Here is a 25778-nt window from a genome sequence, read left to right as displayed (position 1 = left end):
TCCGAACTACCGATGGTCACTTGGCTCCCAAGGCGGTCTCCAGCGACTTGAGATTGGACTCCATGACCTGGAAGTAGTCGTCGCCCTTGGACTTGTCGGTGATGCCCTCGAGCGGGTCGAGGACGTCCGTCTTCAGTCCGGCGTCCTTGGCGAGGGTCTTCGCGGTCTTGTCGGACACCAGTGTCTCGTAGAAGACGGTGGTCACGCCGTCGGCCTTGGCCTCGGTCTGGAGTTCCTTGATCCGGGCCGGGCTGGGCTCGCTCTCCGGGTCGAGTCCGGAGATGGCCTCCTGGGTCAGGCCGTAGCGCTCGGCGAGGTAGCCGAAGGCGGCGTGGTTGGTGAAGAAGACCTTGGTGTCGGTGGTCTTCAGGCCGTCCGTGAACCGGGTGTTGAGGTCGTCGAGCTTCTTGACCAGCGCGTCGGTGTTCTTCTTGTAGTCGTCCGCGTGGTCCGGGTCCGCCTTCTCGAAGGCCGCCCCGACGCCCTTGGCGACCTCGGCGTACTTCACCGGGTCGAGCCAGATGTGCGGGTCGAGGGCGTGCTCCTCCTCCTCGGAGTGCTCCTCCTCGGCGGGTGCCTCCTCGCCCTCGTGTTCGTGCTCGGTGCTGCCGTGGTCCTCGAGTTTCGTCAGCGTGGCCGCGTCGACCTTGTTCTTGACCTCGGACTGGGAGACGGCCTCGTCGACGGCCGGCTGGAGGGTCTTGAGGTAGAGCACCGCGTCCGCCTCACCGAGGTCGGCGGTCTGCTTGGTGCTGAGCTCCAGGTCGTGCGGCTCCTGACCGGGCTCGGTGAGGGTGGTGACGTTCACGTGGTCCCCACCGATCTGTTCGGCGAGGAACTGCATCGGGTAGAACGACGCGACGACGTCGAACTTGTCCGTGTTGCCCGCAGCCTCGTTGTCGCTGCCGCAGGCGGAGAGGGCAGCGAGACCGAGGGCGGTCACCGCTGCGGTGGGTATCAGGCGACGTCGTACGTTCATGACAGTCATTTTCAATGAATCTGGAAACGATTGTCAACAAAGGTCCGGAGTGAGCCGAAGGGCGGCCCGATTTGGTTGAGGGGGAGCCTGCGCCGGTAACCTGAAGCATTCGCTGGAAGCACCTCGCTTCGTCGCCCGTCGTCGTAATGAAGAGAGCACCGTGGCCGCCGACAAGATCGACACCATCGTCAGCCTGAGCAAGCGCCGTGGCTTCGTATTCCCCTGCAGTGAGATCTACGGCGGACAGCGCGCCGCCTGGGACTACGGGCCGCTGGGTGTCGAGCTCAAGGAGAACCTCAAGCGCCAATGGTGGCGCTACATGGTGACGTCGCGCGAGGACGTCGTCGGTATCGACTCGTCCGTGATCCTGGCCCCCGAGGTCTGGGTCGCCTCCGGCCACGTCGCCACCTTCACGGACCCGCTCACCGAGTGCACCTCCTGTCACAAGAGGTTCCGCGCGGACCACCTGGAGGAGGCCTACGAGGCCAAGCACGGCCGCCCCCCGGAGAACGGCCTCGCGGACGTCAACTGCCCGCACTGCGGCAACAAGGGCCAGTTCACCGAGCCCAAGCAGTTCTCGGGTCTGCTCTCCACTCATCTCGGCCCGACCCAGGACAGCGGCTCCATCGCCTACCTGCGTCCCGAGACCGCGCAGGGCATCTTCACCAACTTCGGCCAGGTGCAGACCACTTCGCGCCGCAAGCCGCCGTTCGGCATCGCCCAGATGGGCAAGTCGTTCCGCAACGAGATCACGCCGGGCAACTTCATCTTCCGCACCCGTGAGTTCGAGCAGATGGAGATGGAATTCTTCGTCAAGCCGGGCGAGGACGAGAAGTGGCAGGAGTACTGGATGGAGCAGCGCTGGAGCTGGTACACCGGCCTGGGTCTCCGTGAGGAGAACATGCGCTGGTTCGAGCACCCGAAGGAGAAGCTCTCCCACTACTCCAAGCGCACCGCCGACATCGAGTACCGCTTCAACTTCGGCGGCAGCGAGTGGGGCGAGCTGGAGGGTGTCGCCAACCGCACGGACTACGACCTGGGTGCGCACTCGAAGGCCTCGGGCCAGGACCTCTCCTACTTCGACCAGGAGGCCGGCGAGCGCTGGACGCCGTTCGTCATCGAGCCGGCGGCCGGTGTCGGCCGGGCGATGCTCGCCTTCCTGCTCGACGCCTACATCGAGGACGAGGCCCCGAACGCCAAGGGCAAGATGGAGAAGCGCACGGTGCTGCGCCTCGACCACCGTCTCGCCCCGGTGAAGGTCGCGGTGCTTCCCCTGTCGAGGAACCCTGAGCTGTCTCCGAAGGCCAAGGGTCTCGCCCAGGCGCTGCGGCAGAACTGGAACATCGAGTTCGACGACGCCGGCGCCATCGGCCGCCGCTACCGCCGCCAGGACGAGATCGGTACGCCGTACTGCGTGACGGTCGACTTCGACACGCTGGACGACAACGCGGTGACGGTGCGCGAGCGTGACTCGATGAAGCAGGAGCGCGTGTCGCTGGACCAGATCGAGGGATACCTGGCCGGGCGTCTGCTGGGCTGCTAGGTGTATTGATCACGAGCCAGGTCGCTACGGGTGGCGTTTGGCCCCCGATACAGGTGCCGTATTGGACCTGTGTCGGGGGCCAATGTGCTACCAGAGTGGCCCGCATGAGCATCCCGTTCCTGCTGACCACGCTCGTCGTCTGCGTCACCCCCGGCACCGGCGTCGTCTACACCCTCGCCACCGGGCTCTCCCGGGGCCGCCGCGCGAGCGTCGTCGCGGCCGTCGGCTGCACGCTCGCGATCGTCCCGCACGTGCTGGCCACCGCCACCGGCCTCGCCGCGCTGCTGCACGCGAGCGCGACGGCCTTCCAGGTCCTCAAGTACGCCGGTGTCGTCTACCTGCTCTACATGGCGTGGTCCATGGTCCGGGACAAGGGCGCGCTCGACGTCGGCCAGGGTGCCGCGCCCGTCTCCACGGGGCAGGTGATCGTCCGGGCCGTGCTGATCAACGTCCTCAATCCGAAGGTGACGATCTTCTTCCTGGCCTTTCTGCCGCAGTTCGTCAGTCCCGGGGAGCCGCATTCCGTCGTACGGATGCTGGCGCTCGGCGGCGTGTTCATGCTGGTCACCTTTGTCGTCTTCCTCGCGTACGGGCTCCTCGCGGCGTCCGTGCGCCGGCATGTCACCTCGCGGCCCGGGGTGATGGCGTGGCTGCGGCGGAGTTTCGCGGGGTCGTTCGTGGTACTGGGGGCGAAGCTGGCGTTCACGGCCCGATAGAGACCGAGTACCGAGGTCAGGCTGCGGCTGGCAAGTGACAGCTGACAGATATTGAAATCTGTCAGCTGTCATGTCATCGTGAGTGTCATGACGACGCGAACTCGCACCCTCGGAAGCACCGGCCCCCAGGTCTCCGCCCTCGGCCTCGGCTGCATGGGCATGTCCGCGCTGTACGGCGACGCCGACCGCGCCGAGTCGATCGCCACGATCCACGCCGCCCTGGAGGCGGGCGTGACGCTGCTCGACACCGGCGACTTCTACGGCGTGGGCCACAACGAACTGCTGATCGGCCAGGCGCTGCGCTCCGCGTCCGCCGCCCGGCGCGAACAGGCCCTGGTCAGCGTCAAGTTCGGGGCGCTGCGCGACCCCGACGGTGGCTGGTCCGGGTACGACGGGCGCCCGGCCGCCGTGAAGAACTTCGCCGCCTACTCGCTCCAGCGCCTCGGCGTCGACCACATCGACGTCTACCGGATCGCCCGGCTCGACCCCGCCGTACCGATCGAGGAGACGGTCGGAGCGATCGCCGAACTGGTCGAGAAGGGGTACGTCCGCCACGTCGGCCTGAGTGAGGTCGGCGCCGAGACGATCCGCCGGGCCGCCGCCACCGCGCCGATCGCGGACCTCCAGATCGAGTACTCCCTCATCTCGCGCGGCATCGAGGCCGAGATCCTGCCGACCACCCGTGAGCTGGGCATCGGCATCACGGCGTACGGCGTTCTCTCCCGCGGGCTGATCTCCGGCCACGTGACCTCCGACCGGCCGCTCGCCGCGAACGACTTCCGCGCCCACCTGCCCCGTTTCCAGGGCGAGAACCTCCAGCACAACCTGAACCTGGTGGAGGCGCTCCGGAAGATCGCCGAGCAGAAGGGGGCCTCGGTCGCGCAGATCGCCATCGCCTGGGTGCTGTCCCGGGGCGAGGACATCGTGCCCCTCGTCGGCGCGCGGACCCGGGAGCGGCTGGCGGAGTCGCTGGGCGCGCTGGACGTCACCCTGGACGCGGCCGACCTCGCCGCGATCGAGGAGGCCGTACCGCCCGGTGCCGCCGCCGGCGACCGCTACGACGCGGCGCAGATGGCGCACGTCGAGCGCTGATGCAGGCGCCAGGTACTTTTCCCTCATGCCACCGACCAGCGAGACCCTGACCGCCGAGCGCATCCTCGAAGCCACCGAGGAGGTGCTGCGCCGCCACGGTCCGGCCAAAGCCACCGTGGTGGACGTGGCCCGCGCGCTCGGCGTCAGCCACGGCAGCGTCTACCGGCACTTCCGGACGAAGGCGGCGCTGCGCGAGGCGGTGACGAAGCGGTGGCTGGACCGCACCTCCGAGGCGCTGTCCGGGATCGTCGCCGACGAGGCCCGCGACCCGGAGGCCCGCCTGCGCGACTGGCTCGCGGCCCTCTTCGAGGCCAAGCGCCGCAAGGCGGGTGACGATCCCGAGCTGTTCGCCACGTACACGGTGCTGGCCGGCGAGAACGGCGAGGCGGTCGGCGAGCACCTCACCGACCTGACCACGCAGCTGACCCGGATCGTCCGGGCGGGCGTCGACACCGGTGCCTTCACCACCCCCGATCCGGCCGTCACCGCCCGCGCCCTCTTCCAGGCCACGGGTCGCTTCCACGACCCTTGCTACGCCCAGGAGTGGGAACAGCCGGGCGTGGAGGAGGACTTCGAGGCGGTCGTGGACCTCGTGCTGCGCGGGCTGCGGGCCTAGGGCCCTAAGCCCCCGCCGCCGTACACCGCCAGAAGTCCCGCATCACGCTCGGCGGCGTCGGGCTCTGCATCTCCACCTGGGTCAGGAGGATGGTGACCGTGTCCGTGGCCGGGACCATGTGGGCCGTCGTGCCCGTGCCGCCGACCCAGCCGTAGCGGCCGGGGACGTTCCAGGGATCGATCGGGGTGACGTCGACCTGGCCGCCGTAGCCCCAGCCCTGGCCCTCCAGGAAGAGGAAGCCCAGCTCGCGCTGGCAGGCGGTGAGGTGGTTGCTGGTCATGCGGCTCACCGAGGTCGGGGTGAGCAGACGGTGGCCGTTGGCCGTGCCGCCCGCCAGGAGCATGCGGGCGAAGGACAGCCAGTCGTCGGCCGTGGAGACCAGGCCGCCGCCGCCCGAGGGGAAGGCCGGGAGAGTGGCCCATGCGCCGTGCGGGGGGTCCGCCAGTTCCAGGGCGCCCAGGTCGGCCGGGCGGTAGAGGCTCGTGAAGCGGTCGTGTGCGGCCGGCGGGACCTCGAACGCCGTGTCCGTCATGCCCAGCGGCTCGAAGATCCGCTCCGCCAGGAACTCCGGCAACGTCCGGCCCGAGGCCCGGGCGACCAGGATGCCCTGCAGGTCGGAGCACGTCTGGTACAGCCAGGCCTCGCCCGGCTGGTTCAGGAGGGGGACCCGGGCGAGGGCGTCCAGCCAGGTGTCCGGGTCCGGGTACGCCTGCGGGGCGCGGCCGTCCTTCTGGACCTCGAACAGCGCCCGCACCGCGGGCAGCGAGAAGTCCGACGGGAAGCCCCAGCCCGCCCGGGAGCTGAGCAGGTCCTCGACCCTGATCGGGCGGTCCGCCGGGACCACGTCGTCGACCGGGGCGACCGGGGTGCGCACCACCATCGGCTTCGACAGCTCCGGCAGCCACTCGTCCACCGGGTCGTCCAGCCCTATCCGCCCGTCCTCCACCAGCATCAGCACCGCCGCCGCCGTGATCGGCTTGGTGACCGAGGCGATACGGAAGATCGAGTCCCGGGCCATCGGCACGGTGCCGTCGGCGTCCTGGAAGCCGACCGTCACCACCTCGATGTCGTCGCCTCGGGCCACGAGGCCGACGGCTCCCGGAACCGTCCCGTCGGCGACATGCCGTCGCAGGGTGTCGTGCAGTGCGCTCATCGGTGGGCCTTCCGGTGCGTCGCGGTCCAGCGGTCGTAGGGGTACGACTCCTGCCGCGGCCGAAAGTCATCGGTCCGGCGGACCGCTCACGCCCCGGCCGGGTCCACCGTCGCCTGGTGCGCCTCGGCGAGGTGCTCCTCAGCTTTCAGCCAGGGCAGGAACTGCGCACCCTTCTGCCAGCCGCACGTGTCGCATCTGATCGTGCGCTGGACGCCCGTGCGCTGTACACGGACGACGTGTTCGCGCCCGTGCTGGTCCCAGCGGCTCACCTTGCTCGTGTTGATCTCCAACATGCTGCCTCCAGAGGCCGCGCCCTGTGAGTCGGTCGACGCAGCACGGAGTGTGCAGCAAGACCAACATCAACAGGGGATCCTTCACAGCGAGTTGGCCAAGCCGTGCTCTATCTCTCAGTAGCTCGCAGTGGCTCTCAGTAGTTCTCGGTGGTTCTCGGTGGTTCTCGGTGGTTCTCGGTGGTTCTCAGCCGATCGTCCTGGGGGGCGGAACGGGGCTGAGGATCCACTTCTCGCCGGGAACTCCTCCGGACCTGGGATGACTCTCCGAAGTGCGGGAACTCGGGCGGTCCGAAAGGTGAGGTCCGTCCGAGGGGAGTCGAGAAAGGCCATGGCTGAGCAGAAGGTCGAGGAGAGGCCCGAACAGAAGATTCCGCAGCCGCTGCGGGCGGCGACCTCGGTGCTGAGCAACGTGCCGGGCGCCGGGCTGGTGGGCCGGGCGGCCGAGGGCACGCTGGACAGGATCGGAGCGGTGTCGCCGCGCGGGCGGCGGCTCGCGGTGTACACGGGCGCCGGGGTGCTCGGCGTCGCGGGCGTCGTGGAGTGGCCGGTCGCCATCACGGGGGCGGCGGTGGCGTGGCTCACGCAGCCGCGGGGGGAGAAGACGGAGGAACAGAACGTCAAGGCCATCGGGGGTACCGCACGGAGCGGCGGATCGGGCGACGCCGACCGCGAGCTGCCCACGCCGCGCGTGATGCCGACGCACGTCCCGTCCTCCGGCAGGTCGTCCGCGGAGAGGGCGGAGGAGGCGGAGCGTACTGCGCCGCCACCCGCCACACCCTCCGACAAGTTGCCCACGCACGCCCATACGAACGGCTGAGGGCGAACGATGAGCGGTGGACTTCTCACCCTTCGGTCGGCGGCCGCCGGGGTCGTCCTGGCCGGCCCGCGACTGCTCGCCCGCGGCGCGGCACCCGCGGTGGGCGCGGCGGCCGGAGCGGCGGCGGGCACGGCCAGGGCCGGCGTCCGGACCGCGGACTCCGCGCTGCGCCTGGCCCGAGTGGCCCGCACGGCCCTCCCGGGCGCCCCCCACGACTGGCGCTCCGGCACCCGAGCCCACCTTGCCCTGCGGGAGGCCACAGCGGAGGAACCGCGGCCACCTCGCGAGCCGACCGCCACGGAACCCCCGCCCGCCGAATCCACCGCCCTTGAGCAAGCGGTCCCCCCGGCCCGTCGTACCGAACACCTCGCCCGGCGCGTCGCCGAGGCCCTCGCAGAGCATCCCGACGTGGCGTTCGCGTACTGGGACCGGGGGCTGGCCCGGCTGGTCGTGGCGGCCACCGAGGAAGCCGTCAGCGATCGGGTGGTCGAGCGGGCCGCCGCGCTCGCCGAGCGGCATGGGCTCGTGCCCGACGTGGACAGCGTGGAGGAGCTCGCCCACCCCGGCGATCCGGCCTCCGTGCGGGCCGCCGCCACCACGCTCGGCGCCGACGCGGTCGGGGTCGTCGCGGCGCTGACCGGATCCTTGCTACGGCTGCCGCCCTCGCCCCGCCTGGTGACCGCCGGCGTGACCCTGCTGCGCGAGAACCCCCGCTTCCGCTCCTGGCTGCGCGGACGGCTCGGCAACTCCCGCATGGACGTGGCCCTCGCCATCGCCAACGCCGCCGCCCACGGCGCCGGCCACACCCCCACCTCACTCGTCCTCGACGGAGCCCTGCGCACCTGCCAGCTCGCGGAGGCGATGGTCCGTACGGCCACCTTCGAGACCGTGCACGACCAGCTGTGCGCGCCCGGCCGGGACAGCGTGCCCGCGGATCCCGCCGTACGCCCGCCGCTGAGGACCTCCCCGGCCCAGGAGTACGCCGCCCACGCCTCGGCCGGCAGCGTGCTGGGCGCCGCCGCCACCCTGCTCGTCAAGCACGACGTCCGCGAGGCGGCCGAGGCGGTCCTCGCCGGCTCGCCCAAGGCCGCGCGCTACGGTCCCGCCGCCTTCCACGCCGTACTGAGCGGCGCGCTGTCCCGGACGGGCGTCCTGGTGCGCGACCCGGACCGGCTGCGGCAGCTGGAGATGGCCGGCACGGTCGTCCTTCACCCCAGTGCGCTCAGGACACCCGGCGCGGGCGCCGACCCGTGGGCCGAGGCCATCCTCGACGCGGCCCGGCGCGCCGGACTGCGGGTCGTGGTCGTGGACGACCCGGCACTCGCCGACTTCACCGGACTCGCCGACCAAGTCGTCGGGGCCGACCGGCCGCTGAGTCAGGTGGTGGACGAACTGCGGGCGGAGGACGGCGGTGTCGTCACCGTCGCCCGACCCCGCCCCAACGACGACGTGGACGTGACCGCCGGGCTCCTGCGCGGTGACGTGGCCGTCGCCCTCACCGACGGAGACGGCCAGGTGGTGTGGGGCGCCGACATCCTCGCGCAGCACGGCCTGCCCGACGTATGGCGGCTGCTGACCGCCGTACCGGCGGCCCGTGCCGTCGGCCACCGCTCCCAGACCCTGGCCCGGTCCGGCGCCGCGCTGTCCGGGCTGCTCGTGGCCGTCGGCGAGTCCCGCCGGGGCCGCCCCACGCCCCTGCCCGGTCTGCGGCACGCGCCCGTCGACGCGAGCGCGGCGGTCGCCCTGATCAGCGGCACGCGCGCCGCCCTCGGCGTGGCGACGGCCCGCGCCCCGCACCCCCGGCCCCGGGTGGCCTGGCACGCGCTGGACCCGGAGGACGTACGCGACCGGCTGGAGCACCAGGCGCCCCCGGAGACGACCGTCCTCGAGCAGGCGACCGACCGGGTGCGCAAGGCCGCGCACACCGTCGTACGGCTTCCCGTGCTGTCCCCGGTGCGATCGTCCCTGCAACTCGGCCGGGCCGTACGGGGCGAGCTGCACGATCCGCTCACCCCGGTCCTGGCGGTCGGTTCCGCCGCGTCGGCGATCCTCGGCTCCGTCGTGGACGCCCTGCTGGTCCTCGGCGCCCTCGACCTCAACGCCCTGGTCGGCGGCATTCAGCGGATGCGGGCCGAGCGCGCGCTGTCCGGGCTGTTCGCGCAGCAGAAGCAGAAGGCGAGGGTCGCGGACTCCCCCGAGGAAGCCCATGTCGTCGACGCCGCCAAGCTCAGCCCCGGCGACGTCATCGACCTCAAGGCCGACGACGTCGTACCCGCGGACGCCCGCCTGCTGTGGGAGGACGGCCTGGAGGTGGACGAGTCGGCGCTGACCGGCGAGTCCCTGCCCGTGGACAAGGACATGGACTCGACTCCGCGGGCCCCTGTGGCCGAGCGGCACTGCATGGTCTTCGAGGGCACGACCGTGGTGGCCGGACGAGCCCAGGCCGTCGTCGTGGACACCGGTGACCGCACCGAGGCCGCCCGGGCCGTGCACCTCGCCGCCCGTGTCCCGCCGGCCGCCGGAGTGCAGGCCCGGCTCCAGGAACTCACCCGCGAAGCACTGCCGTTGACCATGGCGGGCGGCGCCGCGGTGACCGGCCTGTCGCTGCTGCGCGGTACGCCCATCCGGCAGGCGGTGAGCGGCGGAGTGGCGGTCGCGGTGGCCGCCGTACCCGAAGGGCTGCCGCTGGTGGCCACGGTGGCGCAGCTGGCCGCTGCCCGCCGGCTCAGCAGCCGCGGCCTGCTCGTGCGCACCCCGCGCACGCTGGAGGCGCTGGGCCGCATGGACACCATCTGCTTCGACAAGACCGGCACCCTCACCGAGAACCGGCTGCGCCTGGTGCGGGTGGCCGACGCCGACGGCGCCGTCCACACCCTCGACACGCCCGACGCGGCCGGCCCGCTGCGGGTCGCGGCCCGCGCCTGCCCCCGCCTGAACGGCGACGGTGACGGCCGCCCGGCCCACGCCACCGACGAGGCCGTCCTGGACGCCGCCGGACCCGACCCGGAGTGGATCCAGACCGAGGGTCTGCCCTTCGAGGCCGCCCGCGGCTACGCCGCCGCCGTCGGGCGGGCCGGGGACGGCTCACCGGTCCTGGTCGTCAAGGGCGCCCCGGAGACGGTCCTGCCGACCTGCGCCGACCTCCCGCCCCACATCTCCGACGCCGCCCAGTCGCTGGCCCGGGACGGACTCCGTGTCCTGGCCGTGGCCAGGCGCCCGCTGAAGGAGGACGACGCGGCGACGGACGTACTCGAAGAGCCTTTGCGGGAGCTGGAGTTCACCGGACTGCTGGCCCTGGCCGACGTGGCCCGCGAGACGTCCCCCGCACTGGTGCGCGGGCTGCGCGAGGCGGGCGTACGGCCGGTCGTGCTGACCGGCGACCACCCGCAGACCGCCCGTGCCATCGCCGCCGACCTGGGCTGGCCGGAGGACGCCGGCGTGGTCACCGGCGACGAACTCGCCGCCGCCGACCGGTCGGCCCGCGCCCGGATGCTGCGGGACGCCGACGTCGTGGCCCGGGTCGCGCCCGAGCAGAAGCTCCAGGTCGTCGAGTCCCTCAGGGACGCCGGCCGGGTGGTCGGCATGGTCGGCGACGGCGCCAACGACGCCGCGGCCATCCGCGCCGCCGACGTCGGCGTCGGCATCAGCGCCCGCGGCTCGGCCGCGGCGCGCAACGCGGCCGACCTCGTCGTCACCGGCGACGACCTGTCGGTGCTCATCGAGGCGGTCCACGAAGGCCGCGCCCTGTGGCACAGCGTCGCCGACGCCATCGCCATCCTGATCGGCGGCAACGCGGGCGAGGTGAGCTTCGGCATCGTCGGCACCCTGCTGTCGGGCTCCGCGCCGCTGTCCACCCGCCAGATGCTGCTGGTGAACCTGTTCACGGACCTGTTCCCGGCGATGGCGGTGGCGGTGACGCCGGAACAGCACGAGGAGGAGGGACCGGAATCCACCCACACGGAGGCGGACGAGCCTCTCGGTACGTCCGTCCTGGGCGCCCCCCTGATCCGCCAGATCCGGCACCGCGCCCTGACCACGTGCCTCGGCGCGACCGCCGCCTGGCTGTTCGGCCGCTTCACACCCGGCACGGCCCGCCGCTCGACGACCATGGCCCTGTGCGCGGTGGTGGGCACCCAACTCGCCCAGACCCTGGCCGACCGCCGCGACAGCCCCCTGGTCCGCTTCACGTCCCTGGGCTCGGCGGCCGCGCTGGTCGCCCTGGTGGAGACACCGGGCGCGAGCCAACTGGTCGGCTGCACGCCGCTGGGCCCGATCGCCTGGGCGGGGGTGGCGGCGGCGATCACGCTGGCGCTGGCGGGGCAGCGGGCGCTGCCCTACGTGGAGGAGGCCGTGCTCAAACGCTGGCCGACCTTGGCCGCTTGATTCTCTCGACTGTTCTCTTCCTCATCCCCATGTCACAGAAGGCCGGTGCTGTCTCGTCTCTGGGATGAGAGGCAATTTCGGAATCAGTGAGGTGAGGGTTGTGCGGGTTTTCGTGGCAGGCGGGACCGGGACCGTCGGGAGGCGGCTGGTGCCGCAGCTCGTGGCCAGAGGCCACCAGGTGACGGCTACGACGAGGAGCGCGGCCAAGACGGGCCTGCTGGAGCAGCTGGGCGCGGAGGCCGTCGTGATGGACGGGCTGGACGCGATGTCGGTCGGTGAGGCGGTGGCGGCCGCCCGGCCGGACGCGATCGTGCATGAGATGACCGCGATCTCCGGCAAGCCCGACATGCGGCACCCGGACCGGTTCTTCGCCACCACCAACCGGCTGCGTATCGAGGGCACGGACCACCTGCTGGCCGCCGCCCAGGCGACCGGCGTACCCCACGTCGTCGTGCAGAGCTTCGCGCAGAGCTACGCGCCCGGCGTAGGGCTGCTGACCGAGGAGGACCCGATCGACCCGGGCACGGGGACGATGGCGCGCAGGCTCTCCGTGGGTGTCATGCACATCCAGGACGTGGTGCCCAAGGCCGGCGGCACGGTCCTGCGATACGGAGGGTTCTACGGGCCGGGCGCCAGTGACGACGTGGTCGGGTTCGTGCGCAAGCGGAAGTTCCCGCTCGTCGGGGAAGGCACCGGCTGGAACTCGTGGGTGCACCTCGACGACGCGGCGAGCGCCACCGTACTGGTCGTGGAGAAGCAGGCGAGGGGTGTGTTCAACATCGTCGACGACGAGCCCGCCCAGGTCCGCGAGTGGCTGCCGTATCTGGCCGCGTGCGCGGGGGCGAAGCGGCCGATGCGGGTTCCCAGGTGGCTGGCCAAGCTGCTGGCCGGGGAGTTCGCGGTGACCCTGATGACCGAGGGCCGCGGCTTCTCCAACGCCAGGGCCAGGCGGGAGCTCGGCTGGGAGCTGCGTTATCCCTCGTGGCGCCAGGGCTTCAAGGAGGAGCTCGCGTGACCCGCACCGAGGACTTCGAGGAGCTACGGCCGCTGCTGTTCGCGATCGCCTACCGGATCCTCGGCAGCGTGAGCGAGGCGGAGGACGCGGTCCAGGAGACCTGGCTGCGCTACGCGGCTTCCCCGACACAACCCACGTCGACCAAGGCGTTCCTCTCGGCCGTGGTCACCCGGATCTCGATCGACGTCCTGCGGTCGGCCCGCGTCCGGCGGGAGGAGTACGTCGGCCAGTGGCTCCCCGAGCCGCTGCTCACCGACCCCTACGAGGACCCGGAGCGCTCGGCGGAGCTCGCCGACTCGTTGTCGATGGCGGCCCTGTTGCTGCTCGAGCGCCTCAGCCCGCTCGAACGGGCGGTCTTCGTGCTGCGCGAGGTGTTCGGGTTCGGCTTCCCCGAGGTCGCCTCGGCGGTGGGCAGGTCGGAGGCGGCGTGCCGCCAGCTCGCGGTACGGGCGCGCCGCCACATGGACGCGGGGCGCCCTCGGTTCGAGACGGACCGCCGGGAGCGGGAGGAACTGGCGGCGCGCTTCTTCGACGCGCTCCGGGAAGGCGACGTCGAGGGCCTGCGGGAACTGCTCGCCGCCGACGTCCAGCTGGTCGGGGACGGCGGCGGCAAGGTCCCGCAGCTGGCCAGGGACATCATCGGCGCCGAGAAGGTGGCCCGGCTGCTGGCCTCGGTCTTCCCCTCGGTCGTCAGCGTCGGAGTGGAGTTCGAGCCACGCGAGGTGAACGGCCAGCCGGGCGCGATCCTCCGTGACCGGGACAACAAGGTGCTCAACACCCTGACACTCGACGTACTCGACGGGCGGATCCAGACGATCCGCTCGGTGAGCAACCCCGACAAGCTCGGGCACGTGGGTCCGGTGGCGGACGCCTGGGCGCTCAGCCGCGAGGTGAAGCGGGCTCTCAGGCCACGGACCGACCGGAGTGTTGGTGGTGATCGACATGGCGACCGGGTTGAGCATCGAGCCGCCCACCGCCTGCACCATCCGGAAGGCGACCAGCGCATCCAGGTTCGCGGCGACGGAGCACAGCGCCGAGCCGATCGTGAAGACGACCAGGCCCGCCATGAAGACCCGCTTGCGGCCGATCCGGTCATGCAGCAGATCGCGAGCACCAGCACGCGTCGGCGGGGCTGAGCTCGGGCATGGGGACCATCGTACGCCGATATTGATAGTGCGGCTAACTAACGATTTCGGCGGACTCATCACGCGGCACAATGGAGGAATGTCCACGCCCCTGCAGATCGGTCCGCACCCCGTCCAGCCGCCCGTCGTCCTGGCCCCCATGGCCGGGATCACCAACGCGCCCTTCCGCACCCTGTGCAGGGAGTTCAGCGGGGGCAAGGGCCTGTTCGTGAGCGAGATGATCACCACCCGGGCGCTGGTCGAGCGCAACGAGAAGACCATGCAGCTGATCCATTTCGACGCGACCGAGAAGCCGCGCTCGATCCAGCTGTACGGCGTCGACCCGGCGACCGTCGGCAAAGCCGTCCGCATGATCGCGGAGGAGGACCTGGCCGACCACATCGACCTGAACTTCGGCTGCCCGGTCCCGAAGGTGACGCGGAAGGGCGGCGGCTCCGCGCTGCCGTACAAGCGGAACCTGCTGCGGGCGATCCTGCGGGAGGCGGTCAGCGGGGCCGGGGACCTGCCGGTCACGATGAAGATGCGCAAGGGCATCGACGACGACCACATCACGTACCTGGACGCCGGGCGGATCGCCGTCGAGGAGGGCGTGACGGCCGTCGCCCTGCACGGCCGCACCGCCGCCCAGCACTACGGCGGCACGGCCGACTGGGACGCCATCGCCCGGCTGAAGGAGCACGTGCCGGAGATCCCGGTGCTCGGCAACGGGGACATCTGGTCGGCTCAGGACGCGCTGCGGATGGTGCGGGAGACCGGGTGCGACGGGGTGGTCGTCGGGCGCGGGTGCCTGGGACGGCCGTGGCTGTTCGCGGATCTCGTGGCGGCGTTCGAAGGGCGCCACCAGGACTTCCGTGAGCCGTCGTTGCGCGAGGTCGCCGATGTCATGGTCCGTCACGCCACCCTGCTCGGCGAGTGGATCGGCGACGAGTCGCGCGGGGTCATCGACTTCCGCAAGCACGTGGCCTGGTACCTGAAGGGCTTCGCGGTCGGCTCGGAGATGCGCAAGCGGCTGGCGATCACGTCGTCCCTGGAGGAACTCCGCGCCGGCCTGGACGAGTTGGACCTCGACCAGCCCTGGCCCGCCGGCGCCGACGGGCCCCGCGGCCGTACGTCCGGCAACAACCGGGTGGTGCTGCCGGACGGCTGGCTGAAGGACCCGTACGACTGCGTGGGCGTGGGCGAGGACGCGGAGCTGGACACGTCCGGGGGCTGATCAGTCCTTGGTGGGGTGCGGAGTGGATCCGTACGCCGTCAGGAACCGGTCGCGGAACGAACTCATCTTCCACACCGGGGCGTCGGTGGCGGGCTTGATGCCGTCCGTCCAGTTCCAGCTCGCGACCTTGTCGAGGATCTTGGGGTCCTTGGCGACGATCGAGACGGGCACGTCACGGCTGGCGTTGTTGCCGCTGACCCGGGTGATGGGCTGGTGGTCGCCGAGGAAGACGAGGACGGTGTCGTCGGTGCCGTAGCGCTCCATCCACTGGGTGAGGCTGGTGACGGAGTAGCTGATGGACTTGCCGTACTCCTGCTTGGAGAGGTCGGAGTCGGTGAGGACCTCCGAGGAGTTGAGGCCGGCCTTCGCGATGGGGCCGAAGATCGAGCCGTCGCCGAGCTGGTCCCAGCCGACCATCTTCGGGATCGGTGCCCAGGGCTGGTGACTGGACGTCAGGATGACCTCCGCCATCAGGGGCTTGTCGCGCTTCTTGCCGTGCACCTGGCGCTGGAAGGCCTCCAGCGCGTACTGGTCCGGCATGGTCGACCAGCTGAACTTCGGCCCCCGGTAGCCCAGGTCGAAGGCGTCGTAGAGCTTGTCGAGGCCGTACCACTTCACCTCCGGCCAGCCCTTCTGCACACCCGGCATGACGCCGACCGTGTCCCAGGCGCCGGTCTTCTGGAAGGCCTTGGTGAGGGTGAGGTGGTCGCCGGCCGTGACCGTGCGGTAGCGCTGCTGGTTGTCGATCCACAGGCCGGACATGGTGGTGGAGTGGCCGAGCCAGCTGCTGCCGCCGAACGTCGCCGACGTCAGCCAGCCGCTCTTGGCGTGGAAACCGGCCTTCTCCAGGGCCTCGTTGCTCGTGTCGAGGGTCTGGTTGACGCCGGGTGCGATGTCCGGGTCCTCGATCGCGCTGCGGCCGTAGCTCTCGATGAAGGTGAAGAGCACGTCCTTGCCGCGCAGGTCGGGCACGAGCTGGTCGGCGGGGGTGTTCCCGAAGGTGTCGGCCTTGGCCTCCTTCGCGAAGGCGGCCTCGTCCCGGAGGGTGTCCTTCACCCGCCGGGCCTGGGCCTCCAGCGCGCCGGCGGCGCGGTTGGAGGCGATCGGCATGCCGTTGAACTGCAGGCCGAGGGTGGAGCAGGTGATCCAGACGGTGCCGGCGATGAGGGTGGCGCGGGTGGAGGCCTGGGTGTTGCGAACGAGCAGATTGCTGAGCCGGACGGTCGCCAGAGCCATGACGCCGAGCAGCAGGACGATGAGGAGGCCCGCGCCGATGGTGGCGCCGACGGCCATCGCCCGGCCCATGGAATCCTCGACATACGACTGGGCGTCGTCCAACAACCCCCAGTCGAGGACAAGATTGAAGCCCCGGCCGAGATACTCGGTGAACCCCATGTCGAGCACGTTCACCACGGTCAACGCCCCGAGCACCACCCCGAACAACGCCGCCACCGCGAGCCGCGCCCGCCGCGGCAACGCGAGCAGCACGGCAGCCCCCACGATCGCCTCCGCCGGCAACCGCGTGAACCGGTTGGACTGCAGCGCGACAAGGGTGTTCGGCAGCAACAACGCCCCGAAGACGAGGACGACGGCCACGGCGGTGGTCGTCCAGTAGAGGGCGCGGGCGGCAACGGGGTACCGGCTCCGCCAGGAGCGCCAGTGGGCGAGGCGGGATCTGGTGGGGGTGGAGTGAGAGGGGGCGTTGTCTTCGGCGGGTGCGGGTGCGGGTGCGGGTGCGGGTGCGGGTGGTTGGGCGGTTGCGGATGGTTGGGCCGCCGCATCTGCCGGGGCGGACGGCTCCGGTTGGGCCTGGTCTTCGGCGGGGGCCTCTGGGCGGGCGGGGGGTTTGGGATCGGCCTGGTGTCCGGCGGGAGTCCCGGGCCCGGCCGTGTCCTCGGCCGGTGTCTGAGGCTCGGCCGCCGGAGTCTCCGGCCTGGTCTCGGTTTCGGTTTCGGTTTCGGTGGAGGCTTTCGGCGCGGCCGCGTCAGCGGTCGGCGATGCCGGCTCATCCCGGTCGTCGGCCGATGTCTGGGACTGAGGGCTGATCGTGGCGGGTGCCTCCGGCTCGGCCGTTCCCTCAGCAAACGGCTGCGGCTTGGCCAGGTCACCGTCCAGTGGCTCGGGGACAGCCGTTTCGGCGGCCGGTGCTTCGGGCCCCGCCGGATCCTCGGCCGGCGCCGGTGACCCAGCCTGCTCCTCGGCGCGGGCCTCCGGCCCTGCTTGCCCGGCGGGGGCCTCGGGCTTGCCTTCCCCGGTGGGCGTGCCCGGTTCGGTTTGTCCGGCGGGAGCTTCGGGCTCGGTTTGCCTGTCGGGGGCCTCGGGCTCGGTTTGCCCGGCGGACGCCCCCGGCTCGGTTCCCTCGGCAGGCACCCCCCGTTCGGCCCTTTCCTCCGGTACGGCTTCGGTCGGCACCTCTGTTGGCTCCTCGGTCGGCGTTGTGACAGACGTAGTGTCGTCGGTCGTGTCCGTCGGCCGATGGAAGCGCGTGAAGACAGGCACCCGAAGGTCCTTCCGTACGAAGCCCGGTGGAGCGGCGGATCCGACGTGGGGGGAATCGGATCCGCCATAGTCCCGTACGGTTCGCCTCGGTCCGGTGTTCAGCCCCTTTGCCCACTCCTCGGCAAACACCCGGCAAACGCCTCGCCGATCACCCCGCTACGCACCCCCGACCGCCGTCAGCAGCGCCAACGGAGCCGACGCCGAGCGGGACTCCCGTACGCACGCGTGCGGGTACGGCACCGGCTCCGCGTGGCTGTCCCGGCCGTACCCCGCGAGGACCTCCGGCAGCCGATGGCCGGTCGCCGTCGCCGCGTCGACCAGCGCGTGTGCGACCGAACGGGCCTCGTCGTGCAGGCCGTAACGGGCCAGCCCCAGCGTGATCAGCGCGTTGTCGTGCGGCCACACCGAACCGCGGTGGTACGACAGGGGGTGGTACGCCGGTTGCCCGGACGCCAGCGTGCGGACGCCCCACCCGGAGAAGAAGTCCGGTTCCAGCAACCGCCGGCCGACCGACTCGCCGTACTCCTTGTCCAGCAGCCCCGACCACAGCAGATGCCCGGCGTCGGAGGCCAGCGCGTCCACCTGGCGGCCCTCCCCGTCCAGCGCGAGCGCGGGGAAGGAGTGCTCCGGCATCCAGAAGTCCCGCTGGAAGCGGTCGCGCAGATCGCCGGCCGCCTGTTCCAGCAGGGCCGCGTACGTCTGGTCGTCCCACGCCGTGCGCGCCAACCATGCCGTGCGGCGCAGCGCGTCGTACGCGTACCCCTGCGCCCCCGCCGCCATCACCGGCCCGGTCGGGCGTGTGCCGTCGGCCGAGCAGATGGCGCCGGGGGAGTCCTTCCAGTTCTGGTTGGCGAGGCCGCCCTGGTCGGCGCGGTAGACCAGGTAGCCGCGCGAGGTCAGCCCGCCGTGGTCCAGCATCCAGCCGATCGCCGCGCGGGCGTGCGGTTCCAGGCGGCGGGCCAGGTCGGCGTCCCCGGTGTGCTCCACGTATGCCCCGAGCAGGACCAGGAACAGCGGCGTCGCGTCCACCGAGCCGTAATACCGCCCGTACGGCACCTGCCCGAAGTGCGCCAGTTCACCGTGCCGTACCTCGTGCACGATCTTGCCCGGCTGGGCGACCGCGTCGACGCCGGTCTCCGTCGCCTGCGTCGCGGCGAGCGCGGGGAGCGTGGCGGCGGCCAGCCGCGGCCGGTAGGGGAGCGCGAACAGCGAGGTGAGCAGGGCGTCCCGGCCCAGCAGGGTCAGGAACCACGGTGCCCCGGCGGCCGGTACCCGTAGTTCCTCGCCGTCCGGCCCGGTCGCCGGCACCTGGAGCGAGGCCAGGTCGGCGAGGCCGCGCGCACAGGCCGCGGCCAGCTCCGGCCAGCCGGTCGGGAAGGCCACGCCCTCCACGAACTCGCCCTCCAGGGAAAGGAGCTGCTCGTTGACGGCGGCGGGGGAGCGGGGCACCCGCAGGGCCCGCTTGTCGCCGTGCGGGCGCGCCATCACCCGCAACGTCAGCTCCGCCGTCCCGTGCGGCTCCAGTTCCAGCGTCCAGACGAGGCGACGCGCACCGGTACCGGTCTCCTCCACACCGTCGGGAGCGGGGTCGGCCTTTACGGTCGTACAAGAGCGCCACTCGCCGCGCTGGTACGTGAACTCCACACCGTCGTCGAGGACCTGGCGGGAGCGAGTGGCTCCTATTTTCGCGTACGTGCGGTGGTCGGAGCGCAGCTCGAACTGGTCGGTGAAGTCGGCGTCGGCGGTGACCGCGAGGCGGACCGCGGTCGGCACCGGACGGTTGCTGGTCACGCGCAGCGACTCGACGAACGAGCCGTCGCCGACGGCCTGTTCACGGAAGAGCGTGTACGCGGGCGGCTCGGTGCGGCCGCCGCGCGGCACGAGCACGCAACGCGCGGTGTCCCCGTCGGCGACCGGCGACAGCGCCTCGGGCACGGCGCCGTCGACGGTGAGCTGCCACCGGCTCAGGTGCCGGGCGTCACGTACGAATAACCCGTCCGGGGAAGTGCCGCCCCGTACGCCGCTGATGTCCCCGCCGTCGCCCACGGCGGCGAACGTCCCGCCGTACACGAGCAGATGATGCCGGTCCGTCATCCCCGGTCCCCTCCCTTGATCGCCGAGACGTTCGTGACTTCCTTGACTGCGGTGACTTCTGTGACTTCTGTGACTTTCGTGACTTCCGTGCCTGATGTGTCGCTGTGCAGCAGGTCGAGCGCCAGCGCGGCGGTCCAGCTGAAGTCGGCCGCCCCGCAGGCCTCGCCGGTGTACGGGTCGACGTACTCCGCGAATCCGGACGAGTCGGCGACGGTGAGCACCGCATCCCGCAGCGCGTCGGCGCGTTCCCGCTCGCCCTGCACCCTGAGTCCGCGTTCCAGCAGCCAGCTCGTGTTGAACCAGGCCGGTCCCCGCCAGTAGCGGTGCGGGTCGAAGGCCTCGCCGAGGAGGTCGTACGACGGGACGAGGCGGGTCGTGGTCCCCAGCCCGAAGTGCGGGCCGCACGCCGTACGGACGAGCGCGGCGGCGACCTCGCGCGGGAGGCCGGGCAGAAGGAGCGGCACGAGACCGGAGACACCGCGCTCGGGAATCAGCTCCCCACGCGGCCCCTCGGCCCGCGCCTCGGCCTGCCCCTCGGCCCGCACCCCGCCCCGCACGTCCCGGCAGAAGAACATCCCCTCCGCCGGATCCCACAACCGCTCGATCAGCGCCGCCGTCAGCCGCTCCGCGCGCGCCTGCCGGGCCGTACCGGTCGCTCCCAGCTCCTGCGCGATCCGGGCCAGCGCGAGCTCGGACGCGATGAGCAGGGCATTGAAGGCGGGGTCCTCCACCGCGAACTCGCCCGCCCGCCTCCCACCACCACCCTCAACCGAGGCCCTGCGGGACGCCCCTTGGTCTGCCCCGTCGGCATACCCGCCGTCCCGGTAGTCCGTCGCCAGCCGCACATACCGCCCGTAGTCCAGATCCGTCGGCCGGTCCTCCGCCGCCCCGTGGTCGAGGTCGGCGCGCCGGAAGGAGCGGGCAGGGGCGGGCGTGATCCGGCTCAGCGGGGCGTCCCAGCAGGGACTGTTGTCCATACCCTGTTCCCAGGGATGCACGACGGACGCGAGGCCGCCCCCGCCCAGGTCCCGCCGGTGCAGCAGATACCGGTGCCAGGCCGCCAGCCGCGGATACACCCGGGCGAGGAAGCCGCGCGCCCGCGACAGCCCCGGATCGGCGCGGTGCACCAGCCAGGCCGCCAGCGCGTGCACCGGTGGCTGCACGATCCCGGAGGTCTGTACGGTGCGCGGGGCGCCCGCAGCGCGCCCCGCGGTCGAGGAGCGCCAGAAGTCGGGGCTCGGGAAGTACGCGTCGAGGGGGACGGAGGGGTTGAAGACGATGTGCGGGATCCGCCCGTCGCCCCACTGGGCGTCCAGCAGCGTCTCCAGCTCCGTCTGTGCCCGTAACGGCGACAGGTGGCGCAGGCCGATCGCGATGAACGCCGAGTCCCAGGACCACTGGTGCGGATACAGGCCCCGCGAGGGGACCGTGGAGGCGCCCCTCCAGTTGCCCTCCAGCACCTGCGCCGCCCTCACGTGCAGCGAATGTGTCGGGGCGGCTGGATCGTATGCAATGCCCGCGGAGCCCGTTACCTCACCATGGCCGGAAGAGGGTGGTGAGGAAATGGTGCGTACGGGATCCAAGTGCCCGCTGTCGCGGGCGGCGAGCTGCGTTGCGCGATCCACTCAGGGCTCCCCGAAGACGTCCGGCCGACCAGTTCGGCAGTGGCTATCGTAGAGTTACGTCTATTTAACACGCAAAACTCAATATGTAATGCAAGCTTGAGAAACACAAGGGGGTGTGCATGACGGGACGGGGTCAGGCTCGGGCCGGAGATCTGCTGGAACTGGTGCGCAGTGGCCGTGCCACGACCCGTGGCGCCCTGCAACAGGTCACCGGACTGTCCCGCGCCACCGTCGGCCAACGCCTGGACCGCCTCTTCCGCGCCGGCTGGCTGCGCGAGGGCGCCGGCGGCCCGGTCGACTCGCCCCTCGGTGGCCGCCCCTCCATCACCCTCGAGTTCGACGACGCCCACGCCGTCGTTCTCGCCGCCGACCTCGACACCCGGCACGCCCGCGCGGCCGTCCTGTCCCTGACCGGCGAGATCCTGGCCGAGCACGGCGGCACGCTGGTGATCGAGGACGGCCCCGACGCCGTACTCGGCGAACTCGGCCACTGGTTCGCCGAACTCCTGGAGAAGGCGGGCCACCGCGCGGACGAGGTCTGCGGCATCGGCCTCGCGGTGCCCGGCCCCGTCGACAACGACACCGGCCGGGTCGTCCAGCCGCCGATCATGCCCGGCTGGGACGGCTACGACATACGGGGCCGCCTGGCCAGGGCCTTCACCGAGCACACGGGCGCGGGCGCGGTGCCGGTCCTCGTCGACAACGACGCCAACCTCATGGCGTACGGCGAACAGCGCACGGCGTATGCCGACTGCTCGGCGTTCGTGCTGGTCAAGGTGTCGACGGGGATCGGCGCGGGGGTCGTGGTGCACGGCTCGATCTACCGGGGCATCGACGGCGGCGCCGGCGACCTCGGCCACATCCGGGTCCCGGAGGGCGCCGAGGCGCTGTGCCGATGCGGTTCGTACGGCTGTCTGGCCGCCGTCGCGAGCGGGGGCGCCGTGGCCCGGAAGCTGGCGGAGACCGGGGTGCCGGCGGCGTCCGGATCGGATGTGCGGGACCTGCTCGCGTCCGGGCATCCGGGGGCGGCGGCGTTGGCGCGTGAGGCGGGGCGGCTGGTCGGGGACGTCCTGGCGACGGTCGTCACGCTGCTGAACCCCGGTGTTCTGATGATCGCGGGGGATTTGGCCGGAACCCCCTTCCTGACGGGCGTACGGGAGCTGCTGTACCAGCGGGCGCTGCCGCGTTCCACCGCTCACCTGGACGTCGTCACGTCGCGGCTCGGGGAGCGGGCCGGGCTGGTGGGGGCCGGGGCGTTGGTCGTGGAGTACCTGTACGCGCCGGATCGGGTGGAGGAGCGGTTGCTGGCGCTGGGCGTGTGAGCCCTTTCCGTGTCGTCGGTGTTTCCGTTCCGGCCGACCGTCCGCATGGTGAAATCCCGGCGCCTGTGGCAGCGTGATTCTCGCCACCCTTGATAAGGGTTGCGCTCAGATGAGCGGATCTTGAGCGAATGCACTTCTCCAAAGGGTGGCACTCAGTGCCATGCTTTGATCGTTCATCGAGCGAAATCAAACGTACCCGGACCCGCTCATCTGAGCGAAATAGAGTGTCTACGGGGGTTGATTCGTTCAGGAAGTGAAAACATAAGCGGTTGATTGCTTGCCGAGCCTTGACTTTCGATCCGCTGGCGGACGAGTGGTTACAGGCGTATGACGCGCAAGTGGACGTACCCAGGTGCCTTCGATCTGGGTATGTTCCTCGCCGTCAGGGCAGCCACCGCGTCCTCGAGGAGTCGAGACCCGTGTCGGAAAACAAAGATCCCCACGTAGCTGAGCAGGCGGCGAGCGTTGAGGGCGTGAAGTTCGTTTACGACTTCACCGAGGGCAACAAGGACCTCAAGGACCTCCTCGGTGGCAAGGGCGCGAACCTCGCCGAGATGACCAACCTGGGCCTTCCGGTGCCTCCGGGCTTCACGATCACCACCGAGGCCTGCAAGGTCTACCTGGACAGTGGCGACGAGCCGGCGGCACTGCGTGACGAGGTGAGTGCGCACCTCGACGCCCTGGAGCAGCGCATGGGCAAGAAGCTCGGCCAGCCCGACGACCCGCTGCTGGTCTCGGTCCGCTCCGGCGCGAAGTTCTCCATGCCGGGCATGATGGACACCGTCCTGAACATCGGTCTGTCGGACAAGTCGGTCCAGGGCCTGGCCAAGCAGGCCGGCGACGAGCGCTTCGCCTGGGACTCCTACCGGCGCCTCATCCAGATGTTCGGCAGGACGGTCCTCGGCGTCGACGGCGACCTCTTCGAGGACGCCCTGGAGAAGGCCAAGGACGCCAAGAAGGTCACGGTCGACACCGAGCTGGAGGCCGCGGATCTGAAGAAGCTGGTCACCCGCTTCAAGAAGATCGTCAAGAGCGAGGCCGGCCGGGACTTCCCGCAGGACCCGCGCGAGCAGATGGACCTCGCCATCAAGGCGGTCTTCGACTCCTGGAACGGCGACCGGGCCAAGCTCTACCGCCGCCAGGAGCGCATCCCGCACGACCTCGGCACGGCGGTCAACGTCTGCTCGATGGTGTTCGGCAACCTGGGTCCGGACTCGGGCACGGGTGTCGCGTTCACGCGTGACCCCGCCTCCGGCCACCAGGGCGTGTACGGCGACTACCTGCAGAACGCCCAGGGCGAGGACGTGGTCGCGGGCATCCGCAACACCGTCCCGCTGGCGGAGCTGGAGACGATCGACAAGAAGTCGTACGACCAGCTGATGCAGATCATGGAGACCCTGGAGAACCACTACAAGGACCTCTGCGACATCGAGTTCACGATCGAGCGCGGGCAGCTGTGGATGCTCCAGACGCGCGTCGGCAAGCGGACGGCAGGGGCGGCCTTCCGCATCGCGACGCAGCTGGTCGACCAGGGGCTCATCGACGAGGCCGAGGCCCTCCAGCGGGTGTCGGGCGCTCAGCTGGCCCAGCTGATGTTCCCGCGCTTCGACGAGGACACGAAGGTCCAGACGGTCGGCCGGGGCATCGCGGCGTCGCCGGGTGCGGCGGTCGGCAAGGCGGTCTTCGACTCGTACACGGCGGTGAAGTGGTCGCGTTCGGGCGAGAAGGTGATCCTGGTCCGCCGCGAGACGAACCCGGACGACCTGGACGGCATGATCGCGGCGGAGGGCATCCTGACGAGCCGGGGTGGCAAGACCTCGCACGCCGCCGTGGTGGCGCGCGGCATGGGCAAGACCTGTGTGTGCGGTGCCGAGGAGCTCGAGGTCGACACCAAGCGGCGCCGGATGACGGTGCCGGGCGGGCATGTGGTGGAGGAGGGCGACCTGATCTCCATCGACGGGTCGAGCGGCAAGGTGTACCTCGGTGAGGTGCCCGTGGTCCCGTCCCCGGTCGTGGAGTACTTCGAGGGCCGGATGCACGCGGGCGCCCAGGACGCCGACGAACTGGTCGAGGCCGTACACCGGATCATGGCGTTCGCCGACCGCAAGCGTCGCCTGCGGGTGCGCGCCAACGCGGACAACGCCGAGGACGCGCTGCGCGCCCGTCGTTTCGGCGCGCAGGGCATCGGACTGTGCCGCACGGAGCACATGTTCCTCGGTGACCGTCGTGAGCTGGTCGAGCGCCTCATCCTGGCCGACACGGAGGCCGAGCGCGAGGAGTCGCTGAAGGAGCTGCTCCCGCTCCAGAAGCAGGACTTCGTGGAGCTGTTCTCGGCGATGGACGGCCTGCCGGTGACGATCCGTCTCCTCGACCCGCCGCTGCACGAGTTCCTGCCCGACATCACAGAGCTCTCGGTCCGGGTCGCCCTGGCGGAGTCCCGCCAGGAGCCGCACGAGAACGAACTCCGTCTCCTGCAGGCGGTGCACCGCCTGCACGAGCAGAACCCGATGCTGGGTCTGCGCGGCGTACGCCTCGGCCTGGTCATCCCCGGCCTGTTCACGATGCAGGTACGGGCGATCGCCGAGGCCGCGGCCGAGCGCAAGAACGCCAAGGGCGACCCGCGCGCCGAGATCATGATCCCGCTGGTCGGCACGGTCCAGGAGCTGGAGATCGTCCGCGAGGAGGCCGACCAGGTCGTCGCGGAGGTCGAGGCGGCGACGGGCACGGCACTGAAGCTGGCGATCGGCACGATGATCGAACTGCCGCGGGCCGCACTGACGGCGGGCCAGATCGCGGAGGCGGCGGAGTTCTTCAGCTTCGGCACGAACGACCTGACGCAGACGGTGTGGGGCTTCAGCCGGGACGACGTGGAGGCCTCGTTCTTCACGGCCTACCTGGAGAAGGGCATCTTCGGCGTCTCCCCGTTCGAGACGATCGACAAGGACGGCGTGGGCTCCCTGGTGAAGCTCGCCGCCGAAGCCGGCCGCGCCACCCGCCCCGACCTGAAACTCGGGGTCTGCGGCGAACACGGCGGCGACCCGGAGTCGGTCCACTTCTTCCACGAGGTGGGACTGGACTACGTCTCCTGCTCGCCGTTCCGGATTCCGGTGGCGCGACTGGAGGCGGGGCGGGCGGCCTCGCAGTCGACGGGGAGTGACCACCGGTAGGCCTGACAGCCTCCACTGAACGCCGGAGACGCCGCCTTTGTCCCCGACCCTCACCGACGGGGCGGCGATTCCGGATCACGAAGAGAGGGCGGCACCCTTGTGCGGG

Annotated in this window: 16 protein-coding genes and 2 pseudogenes; 11 read left to right on the top strand and 7 right to left on the bottom strand. The window is 71.1% G+C overall.

Features of this window, described 5'->3' with window-relative positions; all coding sequences use genetic code 11:
- Positions 1 to 16 precede the first annotated feature (16 nt).
- Positions 17 to 979 carry a zinc ABC transporter substrate-binding protein gene (locus ABT063_RS02555; RefSeq protein ID WP_351055203.1) on the bottom strand — a complete coding sequence of 321 codons (963 nt, stop codon included), beginning with the start codon at positions 977 to 979 and terminating at the stop codon, positions 17 to 19.
- Between the two features lie 160 nt (positions 980 to 1139).
- Between ABT063_RS02555 and ABT063_RS02550 the strand changes: the two genes are divergently transcribed.
- The 4 genes from ABT063_RS02550 (at position 1140) to ABT063_RS02535 (ending at position 4946) form a co-directional block, all read left to right on the top strand.
- Positions 1140 to 2522 (top strand): glycine--tRNA ligase, encoded by a 1383-nt coding sequence (locus ABT063_RS02550; RefSeq protein WP_351055202.1) that lies wholly within the window; start codon positions 1140 to 1142, stop codon positions 2520 to 2522.
- A 104-nt stretch (positions 2523 to 2626) separates the two neighbouring features.
- Positions 2627 to 3238, top strand: coding sequence for a LysE family translocator (locus ABT063_RS02545; RefSeq protein WP_351055201.1), 612 nt, complete (start codon positions 2627 to 2629; stop codon positions 3236 to 3238).
- Between the two features lie 87 nt (positions 3239 to 3325).
- Complete coding sequence (locus ABT063_RS02540; protein WP_351055200.1) at positions 3326 to 4330, top strand: aldo/keto reductase; 1005 nt, start codon at positions 3326 to 3328, stop codon at positions 4328 to 4330.
- A 25-nt stretch (positions 4331 to 4355) separates the two neighbouring features.
- Entirely contained in the window at positions 4356 to 4946 is a 591-nt protein-coding gene (locus tag ABT063_RS02535; RefSeq protein WP_351055199.1) for a TetR/AcrR family transcriptional regulator, read from the top strand.
- A gap of 4 nt (positions 4947 to 4950) precedes the next feature.
- On the opposite strand, the gene ABT063_RS02530 is transcribed toward ABT063_RS02535, so the two are convergent.
- The gene (locus tag ABT063_RS02530) at positions 4951 to 6099 is read right to left on the bottom strand and encodes a serine hydrolase domain-containing protein (RefSeq protein ID WP_351055198.1); all 1149 of its coding nucleotides are present in this window, start codon (positions 6097 to 6099) and stop codon (positions 4951 to 4953) included.
- An 86-nt stretch (positions 6100 to 6185) separates the two neighbouring features.
- Entirely contained in the window at positions 6186 to 6392 is a 207-nt protein-coding gene (locus tag ABT063_RS02525; RefSeq protein ID WP_351055197.1) for a hypothetical protein, read from the bottom strand.
- Between the two features lie 328 nt (positions 6393 to 6720).
- On the opposite strand from ABT063_RS02525, the gene ABT063_RS02520 reads away from it, so the two are divergent.
- From ABT063_RS02520 to ABT063_RS02505, 4 genes and pseudogenes are all read left to right on the top strand, one after another.
- On the top strand, positions 6721 to 7209 hold the full coding sequence (locus ABT063_RS02520) for a hypothetical protein (RefSeq protein ID WP_351055196.1): 489 nt from the start codon (positions 6721 to 6723) through the stop codon (positions 7207 to 7209).
- A 9-nt stretch (positions 7210 to 7218) separates the two neighbouring features.
- Positions 7219 to 11592: a cation-translocating P-type ATPase gene (locus ABT063_RS02515; RefSeq protein ID WP_351055195.1), complete on the top strand. Its 4374-nt coding sequence runs from the start codon at positions 7219 to 7221 to the stop codon at positions 11590 to 11592.
- Between the two features lie 91 nt (positions 11593 to 11683).
- Positions 11684 to 12607 (top strand): NAD-dependent epimerase/dehydratase family protein, encoded by a 924-nt coding sequence (locus ABT063_RS02510; protein WP_351055245.1) that lies wholly within the window; start codon positions 11684 to 11686, stop codon positions 12605 to 12607.
- Positions 12604 to 13518, top strand: a pseudogene (locus ABT063_RS02505) (RNA polymerase sigma-70 factor); the annotation flags it as partial. The gene ABT063_RS02510 and the pseudogene ABT063_RS02505, both read left to right, overlap by 4 nt.
- A 5-nt stretch (positions 13519 to 13523) precedes the next feature.
- On the opposite strand, the pseudogene ABT063_RS02500 reads toward ABT063_RS02505, so the two are convergent.
- Positions 13524 to 13701: pseudogene (locus ABT063_RS02500) on the bottom strand (MFS transporter); the annotation flags it as partial.
- 130 nt (positions 13702 to 13831) lie between these two features.
- On the opposite strand from ABT063_RS02500, the gene dusB reads away from it, so the two are divergent.
- Entirely contained in the window at positions 13832 to 14965 is a 1134-nt protein-coding gene (gene dusB, locus ABT063_RS02495; RefSeq protein ID WP_351055193.1) for a tRNA dihydrouridine synthase DusB, read from the top strand.
- On the opposite strand, the gene ABT063_RS02490 is transcribed toward dusB, so the two are convergent.
- The 3 genes from ABT063_RS02490 to ABT063_RS02480 form a co-directional block, all read right to left on the bottom strand.
- On the bottom strand, positions 14966 to 17011 hold the full coding sequence (locus ABT063_RS02490) for a CDP-alcohol phosphatidyltransferase (RefSeq protein WP_351055244.1): 2046 nt from the start codon (positions 17009 to 17011) through the stop codon (positions 14966 to 14968). It lies immediately after the preceding gene.
- 609 nt (positions 17012 to 17620) lie between these two features.
- A complete protein-coding gene (locus ABT063_RS02485) occupies positions 17621 to 19558 on the bottom strand; it encodes an amylo-alpha-1,6-glucosidase (protein ID WP_351055192.1) in 1938 nt (645 codons plus the stop codon).
- Entirely contained in the window at positions 19555 to 21183 is a 1629-nt protein-coding gene (locus ABT063_RS02480) for an MGH1-like glycoside hydrolase domain-containing protein (RefSeq protein WP_502990733.1), read from the bottom strand. Before ABT063_RS02480 ends, ABT063_RS02485 begins: the two co-directional genes overlap by 4 nt.
- Before the next feature lie 119 nt (positions 21184 to 21302).
- On the opposite strand from ABT063_RS02480, the gene ABT063_RS02475 reads away from it, so the two are divergent.
- Both ABT063_RS02475 and ppdK read left to right on the top strand, forming a co-directional pair.
- Positions 21303 to 22505: an ROK family protein gene (locus ABT063_RS02475; RefSeq protein ID WP_351055191.1), complete on the top strand. Its 1203-nt coding sequence runs from the start codon at positions 21303 to 21305 to the stop codon at positions 22503 to 22505.
- 419 nt (positions 22506 to 22924) lie between these two features.
- On the top strand, positions 22925 to 25672 hold the full coding sequence (gene ppdK, locus ABT063_RS02470; RefSeq protein ID WP_351055190.1) for a pyruvate, phosphate dikinase: 2748 nt from the start codon (positions 22925 to 22927) through the stop codon (positions 25670 to 25672).
- The last annotated feature ends 106 nt before the right edge of the window (positions 25673 to 25778 follow it).

It is taken from the genome of Streptomyces sp. NPDC002838 (assembly GCF_040295365.1).
Classification (GTDB): Bacteria; Actinomycetota; Actinomycetes; order Streptomycetales; family Streptomycetaceae; genus Streptomyces.
Note: the sequence above shows the minus strand (reverse complement) of the source record. Positions and strands in the feature narration are given on the sequence as shown.